The sequence below is a fragment of the Lentzea pudingi genome (genome assembly GCF_014646255.1).
Lineage (GTDB): Bacteria > Actinomycetota > Actinomycetes > Mycobacteriales > Pseudonocardiaceae > Lentzea > Lentzea pudingi.
The window spans coordinates 100,221-112,128 of sequence record NZ_BMNC01000010.1; the positions used below are offsets into that span (position 1 = coordinate 100,221).

Below are 11,908 nucleotides of genomic sequence, written 5' to 3' on the forward strand. Positions count from 1 at the left end.
CAGGTAGGACGGTTGGCAGCGGACTCTAGTCCGCGACTCCAGAAATTGTCGGTGCTCGGGTGCACCATTGAACACGTGCTCCTCTCCGAACTGGTCGACACGTCAGCCGCGGTGGCGGCGACCCGGTCGCGCCTGGCCAAGGTCAAGGCGCTGTCCGCGTTGCTGCGCGCGGCGACGGCGGACGTGGTGGTCGCGGTGGTGTCGTTTCTCATCGGCACACCGCGGCAGGGTCGCATCGGCGCGGGCTGGCGCACTGTCGTCGACCTGTCCGTGCCGCCGGCCGCGCAGGCCGGACTGACGATCGCCGAGGTCGACGCCGCGCTCGCCGAGGTGGCCTCGACGTCCGGCAAGGGCTCGGCGCAGCGCCGGGTCGCCCTGCTCACGGCGCTGTTCTCGCGCGCGACCGAGGCCGAGCAGGATTTCTTACGCCGGTTGCTCACCGGCGAGCTCCGCCAGGGCGCGCTGGAGGGCGTCATGCTCGACGCGATCGCCTCCGCGGCGGACGTGCCGGGCGAGACGGTGCGGCGCGCGTTCATGTTGTCCGGCCGGTTACCGGAGACGGCGGTGGCCGCGCTCGACGGCGGCGCACCTTTCCTGGAGGCGTTCCGGCTGGAGGTCGGCCGCCCCCTGCGCCCGATGCTGGCCTCACCGGCGGAGTCGCTCGACGCCGCGCTAAGCGAGCTCGGCAGCTGCGTGGTGGAGCACAAGCTCGACGGCGCGCGCATCCAGGTGCACCGCTCCGGCGACGAGGTCCACATCTACACGCGCACGTTGCGCGAGATCACCAAGACGGTGCCAGAGCTCGTCGAGCTCGTGCGCGGCCTGCCGTGCACGTCGGTGGTGCTCGACGGCGAGACGCTGGCGCTGACCGACGAGGGGAGACCCCGCCCGTTCCAGGAGACGATGAGCAGGTTCGGCGCGCAGGACGAACGTGAGCTGCTGCTGCACCCGTACTTCTTCGACTGCCTGCACCTCGACGGCAAGGACCTGCTCGACGAGCCGTTGCGCGACCGCCTGGCCGCGTTGCGGCAGGTGGCGGGCGAGCACGTCATCCCCGGCGTGCTGGACCCGTCTCCGGAGGAGGCGGCCGCCGTCGTCACGGCGTCGCTGTCCGCGGGCCACGAGGGCGTGATGGTGAAGTCGCTGGCCTCGCCCTACGCGGCGGGCCGTCGCGGCAGCGCCTGGCAGAAGGTGAAGCCGGTGCACACGCTCGACCTGGTCGTGCTCGGTGTCGAGTGGGGCAGCGGTCGCCGCCGCGGCTGGCTGTCGAACCTGCACCTGGGCGCACGCGACCCGGCCGGCGGCCCGCCGGTGATGGTCGGCAAGACCTTCAAGGGCCTCACCGACGAGCTGCTGAAGTGGCAGACGAAGGCCCTGCAGGAGATCGCCGCCGAGCAGAACGACTGGGTGGTCATGGTCCGCCCGGAACTGGTGATCGAGATCGAGCTGGACGGCGTGCAGGTCTCGCCGCGCTACCCCGGTGGTGTCGCGCTGCGGTTCGCCCGCGTCGTGCGGTACCGCCCGGACAAGGACCCGTCGGAAGCGACGACGATCGAGGAGGTGCGGGCACTGCTGCCCACCGCACAACCGAATCCCGAGGCCTGACCGCCGGCAGGTTGGCGGCATGGGAGACCTCGCGGCCATGCCGGTCGTGCTCGGCGCTGGCGCACCCGGCGATGCTGGGCGCGGGGTGGGCATTGGCGACCGGGAGCGCTGGGTCTACTCGCGGTTCGAATTTGGCTGGGGCGGGTGCACCTTCCTCGGCTGCCTCGTCACCGTGCCTGAGCCATGGCCGGGGACACCCGCGACCCCGCCAGGCACGAACGGACCCGAACTGGGCGAGGGTGACCGGCTCCGGACACGAGGTCCTCCAGCGCGCGTGCTTCGGCCACCGGGATCCTCCAGCGCGTGCTCCGGCGCATGCTCCGGCCACGAGGAGTTCCGGCGCGTGCTCAGCGGCGAAAATCGGGTGCGGCCGACCGCGGACCGCCAATAGCGTGCGGCCAGTGACCGACGCTGCCGCGCTGCTCAGCGCATTCGACTCCCAAGCCCGCCCGGCCGAGTGGACGATCCTCGATCCCGGCGCCGAGGTGCACCAGGACGGCCCGGTGTTCCGCGTGCACTGGCCGCGCCGGCGGGGCTTCGTCGGCGGGCCGCCTGACCTGGGCATCTCCGGTGCCGACCTGGACGCCCTCATCGCTCGCCAGCGCGACTTCTTCGCCGCACGCGGACAAAGCGTCGAGTGGAAGACGTGGAGCCACGATACCCCTGCTGACCTGCCCGAACGGCTGGTCGCGGCCGGCTTCGAGTCGGAGGGCCGGGAGACCGTGCTGATCGGCCTGGCCGAGGAGATGACGGCACAGGTGGAGCTGGACGGCGTCGTCGTCCGCGAAGCCACCGACGAGGCCGACGTGCGCCGGCTGGCGGCCACCGCGACCGAGGTGTTCGGCCGCGGGCACGACTGGCTGGTCGCCCGCCTGCTCGAGAAGAAGGACGACCCGAACACCGTCGCGGTGATCGCGGAGGCGGACGGGAAGGTCGTCTCGTCGTCGCGGATCGAGATCGTGGGCGGCACGGAGTTCGCGGGCCTCTGGGGCGGTGGCACGCTCTCCGAGTGGCGCGGCAGGGGCGTCTACCGGGCGCTCGTCGCCTACCGGGCCAGGCTCGCCGTCGAGCGCGGCATCAAGTACCTGCAGGTCGACGCCACCGAGGACAGCAGGCCGATCCTGGAACGGCTCGGGTTCGTGGCCGTCACCACGACCACGGGCTACGCCTGGAACCCGGGGCACATGCCCAAGTGAGACGTCGCGGGTATCGTGGAAGCACGTGCGGTTCATCGAAGGGCATCGACCCTCTTACGACCTGACCTACGACGACGTGTTCCTCGTTCCCGGCCGCAGTGCCGTGGAGTCCCGGTTCGGCGTCGACCTCTCCACTTCGGACGGCACCGGGGCCACGATCCCGATCGTCGTCGCGAACATGACGGCGGTGGCCGGGCGGCGGATGGCGGAGACCATCGCGCGGCGCGGCGGGCTCGTCGTCATCCCGCAGGACGTGCCCACGGAGGCCGTCGCGGAGATCATCGCGTGGGTCAAGGAGCGGCATCCCGTGTGGGACACGCCGTTGACGCTCACCACGGGTGACGCGGTGGCGGACGCGTGGAACCTCCTGCACAAGCGTGCGCACGGGGCCGTTGTCGTCGTGGACGACGGTGGACGGCCGCTCGGTGTCGTCGACGAGGCCGCGCTCACCGGCGTCGACCGGTTCGCGCGGCTCGGTGACGTCATGAACACCGACGTGCTGAAGCTGTCGCTCGACTCGCGGCCCCAGGACGTGTTCGACGAGCTCCACCACAGCGCGCACAAGGTCGCGTTGGGTGTGGACGAGAAACTGCGGCTTCGCGGCGTGCTGACCGAGCTGACGGCGCTGCGGGCCGAGGTCTACGACCCCGCGACGGACGGCGACGGGAAGCTGCGGGTCGCGGCCGCCGTCGGGGTCAACGGGGACGTGCGGGCCAAGGCCGAGGCGCTGGTCAAGGCCGGGGTCGACGTGCTGGTCGTGGACACCGCGCACGGGCACCAGGAGAAGATGATCGCGGCGCTCAGGGCCGTGAAGGAGGCGAACCCCGGCGTGCCGGTGGCGGCGGGCAACGTCGTCACCGCCGAAGGCGTGCGGGACCTGGTTGAGGCCGGTGCGGACATCATCAAGGTCGGCGTCGGGCCCGGCGCGATGTGCACGACCCGAATGATGACCGGCGTGGGGCGGCCCCAGTTCAGCGCCGTCGCCGAGTGCTCGGCCGAGGCGCGCAGGCTCGGCAAGCACGTGTGGGCCGACGGGGGCGTGCGGCACCCGCGCGACGTGGCGCTGGCGCTGGCCGCCGGTGCCAGCAGCGTGATGGTCGGCAGCTGGTTCGCGGGGACGTACGAGTCGCCGGGGGACCTGCAGCGGGACGAACGCGGAAACCTCTACAAGGAATCCTTCGGAATGGCGTCGAAGCGCGCGGTGACGGCGCGGACGCGCGGTGACAACGCGTTCGAGCGGGCCAAGAAGGGGTTGTTCGAGGAAGGCATCTCCACTTCGAAGATGAAGCTCGACCCGGTTCGCCCGAGCGTGGAGGACCTGCTCGATGCGATAACCTCCGGCGTTCGCTCGGCCTGCACGTATGCCGGTGCGAACTCGCTGGAGGAGTTCCACGACAAAGCTGTGCTCGGCATCCAGTCCGCCGCTGGATTCGCGGAAGGAAGGCCGTTGCCAGGGGGATGGTGAAAAGGTGGACGAAGCGGTCTCGGTAAGAGATCTCCGCAAAGTCTATAAAACGGGACAAAAACCCGCGGTGGACGGACTGAGTTTCGACGTCCGCCGCGGGGAGGTCTTCGGACTGCTCGGGCCCAACGGCGCGGGCAAGACGACCACGGTCGGCGTCCTCACCACGCGCGTCCGCCCCACCGCGGGGCAGGCGCTCGTGGAGGGCGTCGACGTGGTGGCCGACTCGAAGCGCGCGCGGCAGCTGCTCGCCGTCGTGCCGCAGCGCAACAACCTCGACCGGTCGCTCAACGCGCGGCAGAACCTGCTGTTCCACGCCGCGTACCACGGCATCGGTCCGAAGGAGCGCCAGCAGCTCGCCGACGACATCATCGAGCGGATGGGCCTCAAGGACCACCAGAACGCGCTCGTCGACACGTTGTCCGGCGGGCAGGCGCAGCGGTTGATGATCGCCCGCGCGCTGATGCACCGGCCGAAGGTGCTGTTCCTCGACGAACCGAGCACCGGGCTCGACCCGCAGGCCAGGCTCTTCGTCCACGAACGCGTCGCCGCACTGCACGCGGACGGCGTCACGGTCGTGCTCACCACGCACGACATGGACGAGGCCACCAAGCTGTGCGACCGCGTCGGCATCGTCGACCACGGCAAGCTGCTCACGCTCGACACCCCGGACGAGCTCACGAAGACCCTGCCCGGCAGCAACACGGTCAGCGTCACGCTCAGCCCGAACGGCCACGACATCGCCAAGGTCATCCAGGTGCTGTCCGAAGTGGACGGAGCGCAGCGCGTCGAGGAGGTCGGCGGCATGTTCCGCGTCTACACCGACGCCGACACCTCGATCACGCTGCCCGCCGTGCTGAACGTCCTGCGGGACCTCGACGTCACGGTCAGCGACGTCGCGATCGGCAAGCCCAGCCTGGAAGACGTCTTCATCCACCTGACCGGCAGGGAGCTCCGGTGAGCCAACTCAGGACGTTCCAGGCCATCCTGTGGCGCGACGTCTTCGTCACGGGCCGCGAGCTGCCGAGCTTCCTCGCGCAGGTCATCATCCAACCGTTCTTCATCCTCTTCATCTTCGCGAAGGTGCTGGGGGACATCGGGTACGTCCAGGGCGACTTCGCGCAGGTGCTGTTACCGGGCATCATCGCGATGAACGGGTTCCTGGGCGCGTTGCAGAACACGACGCTGCCGCTGGTGCTGGACTTCTCGTGGACGCGGGAGATCGAGGACCGGCTGCTCGCACCGATCTCCATCCCGCTCGTCGCCGTCGAGAAGATCGTGTTCGGCGCGATCCGCGGGTTCTTCGCGGCCGTGCTGATGGTGCCGGTCGGGTTCGTGATGCTCGACGTGTCGTGGCAGTGGTCGGGGCTCCCGGGCGCGCTGCTGGTGATCATCCTCGGGTGTCTCGCCGGCGGCAGCGTCGGCCTGGTCATCGGCACGTCCGTGCCCGCGCGCCGGGTCAACGTGATGTTCGCGGTGATCCTCACCCCGATCCTGTTCACGGGTTCCGCCCAGTTCCCGTGGCGGTCGCTCAGCGACGACCTGTTGTGGTTCAAGGTGGTCTGCGCGCTCAACCCGCTGACGTACGTGAGCGAGGGCATGCGCGCCGAGCTCGTGCCGGACGTGCCGCACATCCCGTTGCCGATCGTGCTGCTCGTGCTCGTCGTCGCGATCGCGGGCTTCGGCGGCCTCGGTCTGCGGGGCTTCATGAAACGTGCTCTGGACTAGGCCCGCGCGACGAAAAACGGCCCCGCGCAACGGAAGCGCGGGGCCGTTCTCACGTCACTGCTAGGAGGCGTAGTCCTCCTCCAGCATCTCGGTGACGAGGGCGGCGATCGGCGAACGCTCCGAGCGCGAGAGCGTGACGTGGGCGAAGAGCGGGTGGCCCTTCAGCTTCTCGATCACCGCCGCCACGCCGTCGTGCCGGCCCACCCGCAGGTTGTCGCGCTGCGCCACGTCGTGCGTCAGCACCACCCGCGAGTTGCTGCCCAGACGCGACAGCACGGTCAGCAACACGTTGCGCTCCAACGACTGCGCCTCGTCCACGATCACGAAGGAGTCGTGCAGCGAGCGGCCGCGGATGTGGGTGAGGGGCAGGACCTCGAGCATGCCCCGGTCCATCACCTCTTCCACGACCGCCTGGCTCACCAGCGCGCCGAGGGTGTCGAACACCGCCTGCGCCCACGGCCCCATCTTCTCGTTCTCGCTGCCCGGCAGGTAGCCGAGCTCCTGGCCACCGACCGCGTACAGCGGCCTGAAGACCACGACCTTGCGGTGCTGCCTACGTTCCATCACCGCTTCGAGACCGGCGCACAGCGCCAGTGCCGATTTTCCGGTGCCGGCACGTCCGCCCAGCGAGACGATGCCGACCTCCGAGTCGAGCAGCAGGTCCAGGGCGATCCGCTGTTCGGCGGACCTCCCGTGCAGTCCGAACGCCTCCCGATCTCCGCGCACCAGCCTGATCTGCTTGTCCGCGGTCACCCGGCCCAGAGCGCTCGACGAGCCCGCCAGCAACCGGATTCCGGTGTGGCAGGGCAACTCCGCGAGGTGCTCCAGGTCCTCGTACTGGGTGGGGTCGACGACGTTCTCCTTGAACAGGCTGTCCACCAGGGACTGCGGAACGTCCATGTCGGACATCCCGGTCCAGCCTGAGAGGGTGACGTCGTGTGCCCGGTACTCCTCCGCCGGCAGGCCGACCGATCCGGCCTTGACCCGCAGCGGCATGTCCTTCGTCACCAGGGTGACGTTGCGCCCCTCAGCAGCGAGGTTGAGGGAGCAGGCGAGGATTCGGGCGTCGTTGGAGTCCGTTCGGAAACCTGATGGCAACACCTCCGGGTCGGAGTGGTTGAGCTCGACGTGCAAGGTGCCTCCCAGATCCCCGATGGGGACCGGCGAATCGAGGCGACCATGCCGCAAGCGCAGGTCGTCGAGCAGTCGCAGTGCTTCCCTCGCGAACCAGCCCAGTTCGGGGTGGTGGCGCTTGCCCTCCAGCTCGCTGATCACCACGAGCGGGAGCACGACCTCGTGCTCCGCGAACCGGGTGGCGGCGAGAGGATCGGACAGCAGTACCGACGTGTCCAGCACATATGTCGTGATGGCTGGGGCGGCGGACTTGCGCCGGGAGGAAGAACTGCGCGATGAGCCTGAGGTACGGCTCGCGGGACGTCGTGCGTTCACGGCAACTCCCTCACGAACGCGGCACCCGCGTCCGCTCCTCGCTGGGCCAGGCACCACCCTGATCGATCGTCCCGCCGTCCGCCGGTGTGGCGTCAGGCAGGTCGACCACGAGGGCCGGGTGCCGGCCCCCTCGCGACTTTTTCTGCCACGATCAGAGCCTCCCTGCGCGGTCCGCAGTGGTCGCGTCCCGCCGCTTTCGAAGTTACCCGTGGAAGTGCCCCATCTGCACGAAGCCACACAGGTGAATCCGAATTCGTCATCTTCCCGACAACAACCCGAAACGTGACCGTTCCCGTGTTTCCGCTGGTCACATGCTGTTCTCGTGCGTGTTGCGCGCGAGCCACGACAAGCCGTCCCTGACCTGGGATTCAAGAGCTCTCGGCACGAAGGGCTCGTCGAGAAGTCTCAGATAGCGGGAGTCGAGCGTTTCGCCGGGCGCGCGGACATCGAGCCAGGCCCGCACGAGACGCACCCCTTCGACGTATGTCGTCGTGTACGCGCGCCACAGCGGATCGGCCAGAAAGCGGACCATCTGCCGTGCGCGACGGTCGGGGACTAGCAGCCACCTGCGCAGATGCGCAACCACGTCATCCTGATCCGCACCCCGATCGTGTAGCAGCAGGGCGGCGTCCTGCCGCACCGTGAGCAGGCCCGACGCCGCCGACTCGACCTTTTCGGACAGTTCGCCGTCCATTCGCAACCCCAGGTCCGCGAAGATCCGCTCCGTCCACACGCCCCAGCCGGGCCCGACCGCGGCGTGCAGGCCGAGGTCCGCCATGCCCTCGGCCATCAGGCACTGCGGCGTGTTGATCAGGAAGATCGACTGCTCCGCGTGGCCGCGCTTGGCGACCAGGCCCGACTCCTTGCGGCAGTGTTCGGTGTGGTGGCCCGGGTAGGACTCGTGCGCGACCAGGTGCGGCAGGTTCGACATGCGGTGACCCATGTCGGCGTTGATCGCGACCCGGCTGCGGTAGCCGCCGAGGTAGTAGTTGAAGCCGCTCCACGGTTTGTTCGTGACGACCTGGTACTCCACGATCTCCTGCTCGGGCAGCGCGTACTTATGGCGCACCCGGTCCCTCAAAGCGCTCGACAGGGCCTGCACGGCGCCCTGGAGCCTGCGTGGGGGCACCTGGTCGTCCGTGCGGTGGTCGAGGAGGCGCTCGGCGAGCGATCCGGGCCCCTCGAGCACCGCGTCGAGCCTGCGGTGGGCCTGCGCGTACGCGTCCTCGTCGCCGGGACGGATCCGGACCTGGAAGTACTGCTCGACCTCGTCGACGAACGAGATGCGCTCGCCGTCGAGCTTGCGCGCGGTGCAGTCGAGCGCTCGCAGGTGCGCGTCGAGGAACTGCTTGCGCTGCTCGGTGAGGTCGCTGCCGGGGAGCTCCCGGCGCAGCAGCCGTGCCTGTTCGCCCAGCCCCCTGGGGTGCAGGCGCGGTTCGTTGTCGACGGCGCGGCTCAGCGCCGGGTCGCCGGTGAACGAGTCGACGAACCCCGGCACGAGGCGCCCGAGCCGCAGCCCCAGCACCAGATACCCGCGTACGAGCTCGTCGGCGTCCATGAGTCGGAGAGCTTAGGGCGTCTACCACGGCGCCTTGCTCGCGACCGAATCGAGAATTGACGACCACCTGATCGGGGAATGTTGTTGATCTTGGCGTCACACAATGGTGTCACTCGTGCGGCCGATTGCGATCACTGCCTATAGCGTTTCTGCCCGGAGACCCCACCGCTCCGGAGATCCCCGAAGACTCCGGAAATGACGGGGATGACCCGACATGAAGGAGAATCACATGAAGAAGGCTTGTGCCGTGGTTGCCGCTGCAGCCGCGCTGTCGCTCGCGTTCGCCCCGGCCGCCATGGCCGGCGAGGGCCACGACGGCCACGGCCACGGCCACGGCCACAGTGGTCACCACTGGTCGAACGGCCCGCTGCTGGTCCTCCTGAACGGCAACAACGTCAACGGCACCGTCGGCGCCTGCGGCAACAACGTCGGCGTCCTGGGCGCTGCCGTGCCGATCAACTCCCCGTCGATCACCGGCACCTGCGCTGCCGGCGGCATCATCGACGAGGGCTGATTTCCCTCTTCGTTTCGCGTCTGGGGGCGTCATTCTTGGCGCCCCCAGATCGTTTTACTCGAATTAAACCTTCATGAGGAGAAAATCGTGCTGAAGCAGACTGGCGCAGCCCTCGCTGTGGCTGCCGCTTTCTTCGTCGTTGGTTCGCCGGCGATGGCTGACCCCGGCTACCACTGGAACAACGCCCCGCTGCTGGTCGCCGGCAACTCCAACAACGTGAACGTGACCGCCGGCGTGTGCGGCAACAACGTCGGTGTGCTCGGTGCGGCGGTTCCGGTGAACTCGCCCTCCATCACCGAGACCTGCGCGGCCAGCGGCATCGTGGACGGCGACGACTGGAACTGGGGCTGGGACGACTGATCTCGCCCGCTGATGCTCGAAGGGGCGCCCACCTCGCGGTGAGCGCCCCTTCGGCATGTCAGCTGCCGTAACGGCGGTGGCGCTTGGCGTACTCGCGCATGGCCCGCAGGAAGTCGGTGCGCCGGAAGCCGGGCCAGTAGGCCTCGCAGAACCAGAACTCCGAGTGCGCCGACTGCCAGAGCATGAAGCCGGAGAGCCGCTGCTCACCGGACGTGCGGATGATCAGGTCGGGGTCGGGCTGCCCGGACGTGTAGAGGTGCTCCGCGATGTGGTCGACGTCGAGCACCTCGGCGAGCTCCTCGATGGTGCCGCCGCGCTCGGCGTGCGACTGCAACAGCTTCCGCACCGCGTCCGCGATCTCCTGCCGCCCGCCGTACGCGACGGCGACGTTGACCTGGATGCCCGTGCGGTTCTTGGTGCGCGCGGCGGCGTTCGTGAGGCGCTCGGCGTGCTCCTTGGGCAGCATGTCGATCGCCCCGACGTGCCGGACGCGCCACGGCTTGCCGTCGCCTGCCAGCTCGTCGGTGATGTCCGAGATGATGTCGAGCAACGGCGCCAGCTCGTCGTTGTCGCGGTTGAGGTTGTCGGTGCTCAGCATCCAGAGGGTGACGACCTCGACATCGGCATCGCCGCACCACTCGAGCAGCTCGAGGATCTTGCGCGCACCGGCCCTGTGGCCGTGCGCGACATCGGTGAAGCCGGCTTCTCTGGCCCACCTGCGGTTGCCGTCGAGGACCACGCCCACGTGCTTGGGAGCCTGCGACGTCGTGCTCAGTTCGCGGCGGAGAATCCACTCGTAGAAGTGGATAGCGACGTCTTTCACACGGGTGCGGAGTGCCACGTCCGAACAGCGTACGCCGTGCAACGTTCATCACTGAGCCGCGGTAGGAAACCTACGGTCGCGTAACCTAGGGTCCTGTGACGACTGCGACCAACCCTCCCCAGCCCGGACTGCGGCCGCGCCTGCGTGGATGGCTGCACTTCTGGTCGTTCATAGCCTCGGTGGCGACAGGCGCGACCCTCATCGCCCTCGCGGCGTCCACGGTGTCCGCGCGCGCCGCCCTGGCGACCTCCGTCTACGGCCTGACGGTCCTCGGCCTCTTCGGCGTCTCGGCGCTGTACCACCGCGTGACGTGGAAGTCCGACCGCGTGCGCACGTGGATGAAGCGCATGGACCACTCGATGATCTTCGTGTTCATCGCGGGCACCTACACACCGTTCGCGCTGCTGGCGATGGATCCCGGGACCGGCTCGACCGTCCTCCTGGTCGTGTGGATCGGCGCGCTGCTCGGCGTCACGCTGAAGCTGGCCTGGCCGCACGCGCCGCGGTGGCTCGGGGTGCCGATCTACATCGCCCTCGGGTGGGTGGCGGTGTTCGTGCTGCCCGAGTTGTTGCACCACGCTGGTGTGGCTGCTTTGGTGCTGCTGCTGGTGGGTGGGGCGCTGTACACCGTCGGGGCCGTGTTCTACGCGACCCGGTGGCCCAATCCGTGGCCGCAGGTGTTCGGGTACCACGAGTTCTTCCACGCCGCGACCGTGGTGGCGGCGCTCTGCCACTACATCGCCATCTGGCTCGCGATGTACTCCTGACATGGGTGCGTCCGGCTGGATCCGATACGCGGAGTACGACCCAGACCCGGTCGTCGTGCTGAACGCGCTGCACGAGCGCGAGCTTGCCGGCGGGCAGTACCACTGGGCGGAGCCCGGGGTGCCGCGGCCGACGTCGGTCCACGAGTTGCAGGAGCTCTACGGGGTGCACGAGCGGCTACCGCAGGAGTGCACGCATTCGGTGCTCGACATCTTCGACGTCCACTACGGCGCCGAGGACGTGCCGTGGGCGATGCGTCCGTTGGACGAGGTGACCGTTCTGGAGAAGTTCGGCACTGCCACGCCGACGAGAGAGCAGTTCGACGTGGTCTACGAGACGTACGAACTGTTCTGCGAGCGGGGTAGCGGGCACTTCACCACGCTCTTCATCGATGGCGTGCCGGCCACGACTGTCGTGTGGGGCGTCACGGGCGACTAGGGAGCTGTCC

General features: G+C 69.0%; 12 protein-coding genes. 9 read left to right on the top strand and 3 right to left on the bottom strand.

Annotated features, from left to right (window positions below; translation table 11 throughout):
• The first annotated feature begins 75 nt into the window (after window positions 1–75).
• From IEY88_RS29685 to IEY88_RS29705, 5 genes are all read left to right on the top strand, one after another.
• Window positions 76–1,605: an ATP-dependent DNA ligase gene (locus tag IEY88_RS29685; RefSeq protein WP_189158182.1), complete on the top strand. Its 1,530-nt coding sequence runs from the start codon at window positions 76–78 to the stop codon at window positions 1,603–1,605.
• Between the two features lie 401 nt (window positions 1,606–2,006).
• The gene (locus IEY88_RS29690) at window positions 2,007–2,801 is read left to right on the top strand and encodes a GNAT family N-acetyltransferase (RefSeq protein ID WP_189158183.1); all 795 of its coding nucleotides are present in this window, start codon (window positions 2,007–2,009) and stop codon (window positions 2,799–2,801) included.
• Between the two features lie 25 nt (window positions 2,802–2,826).
• Entirely contained in the window at window positions 2,827–4,266 is a 1,440-nt protein-coding gene (gene guaB1, locus IEY88_RS29695; RefSeq protein ID WP_189158184.1) for a GMP reductase, read from the top strand.
• Window positions 4,267–4,270: 4 nt separating this feature from the next.
• Complete coding sequence (locus tag IEY88_RS29700) at window positions 4,271–5,224, top strand: ABC transporter ATP-binding protein (protein ID WP_229693886.1); 954 nt, start codon at window positions 4,271–4,273, stop codon at window positions 5,222–5,224.
• The gene (locus IEY88_RS29705; protein ID WP_189158186.1) at window positions 5,221–5,991 is read left to right on the top strand and encodes an ABC transporter permease; all 771 of its coding nucleotides are present in this window, start codon (window positions 5,221–5,223) and stop codon (window positions 5,989–5,991) included. Before IEY88_RS29700 ends, IEY88_RS29705 begins: the two co-directional genes overlap by 4 nt.
• 60 nt (window positions 5,992–6,051) lie before the next feature.
• Here the strand turns inward: IEY88_RS29705 and phoH2 are convergent, their stop codons facing one another.
• Window positions 6,052–7,359 (bottom strand): RNA 5'-3' helicase PhoH2, encoded by a 1,308-nt coding sequence (gene phoH2 / locus IEY88_RS29710; protein ID WP_373294215.1) that lies wholly within the window; start codon window positions 7,357–7,359, stop codon window positions 6,052–6,054.
• A gap of 388 nt (window positions 7,360–7,747) precedes the next feature.
• Window positions 7,748–8,998: a DUF885 domain-containing protein gene (locus IEY88_RS29715; protein WP_189158188.1), complete on the bottom strand. Its 1,251-nt coding sequence runs from the start codon at window positions 8,996–8,998 to the stop codon at window positions 7,748–7,750.
• A gap of 229 nt (window positions 8,999–9,227) precedes the next feature.
• On the opposite strand from IEY88_RS29715, the gene IEY88_RS29720 reads away from it, so the two are divergent.
• Window positions 9,228–9,512, top strand: a complete 285-nt coding sequence (locus tag IEY88_RS29720) for a hypothetical protein (RefSeq protein WP_189158189.1) — start codon at window positions 9,228–9,230, stop codon at window positions 9,510–9,512.
• Between the two features lie 87 nt (window positions 9,513–9,599).
• Window positions 9,600–9,872, top strand: coding sequence for a hypothetical protein (locus IEY88_RS29725; protein ID WP_189158190.1), 273 nt, complete (start codon window positions 9,600–9,602; stop codon window positions 9,870–9,872).
• Between the two features lie 58 nt (window positions 9,873–9,930).
• Here IEY88_RS29725 and IEY88_RS29730 read toward each other — a convergent pair whose 3' ends face one another.
• Window positions 9,931–10,713, bottom strand: a complete 783-nt coding sequence (locus IEY88_RS29730) for an isoprenyl transferase (RefSeq protein WP_189158191.1) — start codon at window positions 10,711–10,713, stop codon at window positions 9,931–9,933.
• Between the two features lie 77 nt (window positions 10,714–10,790).
• Between IEY88_RS29730 and trhA the strand changes: the two genes are divergently transcribed.
• Together trhA and IEY88_RS29740 are read left to right on the top strand one after the other, a co-directional pair.
• Window positions 10,791–11,462 (top strand): PAQR family membrane homeostasis protein TrhA, encoded by a 672-nt coding sequence (trhA, locus tag IEY88_RS29735; RefSeq protein ID WP_189158192.1) that lies wholly within the window; start codon window positions 10,791–10,793, stop codon window positions 11,460–11,462.
• Window position 11,463: 1 nt separating this feature from the next.
• Window positions 11,464–11,898 (top strand): hypothetical protein, encoded by a 435-nt coding sequence (locus tag IEY88_RS29740; RefSeq protein WP_189158193.1) that lies wholly within the window; start codon window positions 11,464–11,466, stop codon window positions 11,896–11,898.
• Window positions 11,899–11,908: the final 10 nt, after the last annotated feature.

Bases quoted from the DNA above. Each gene is read 5' to 3' on its own strand.
- IEY88_RS29715 (WP_189158188.1), bottom strand. From the start codon at position 8,998: ATGGACGCCGACGAGCTCGTACGCGGGTATCTGGTGCTGGGGCTGCGG.
- IEY88_RS29720 (WP_189158189.1), top strand. From the start codon at position 9,228: ATGAAGAAGGCTTGTGCCGTGGTTGCCGCTGCAGCCGCGCTGTCGCTC.
- IEY88_RS29740 (WP_189158193.1), top strand. From the start codon at position 11,464: ATGGGTGCGTCCGGCTGGATCCGATACGCGGAGTACGACCCAGACCCG.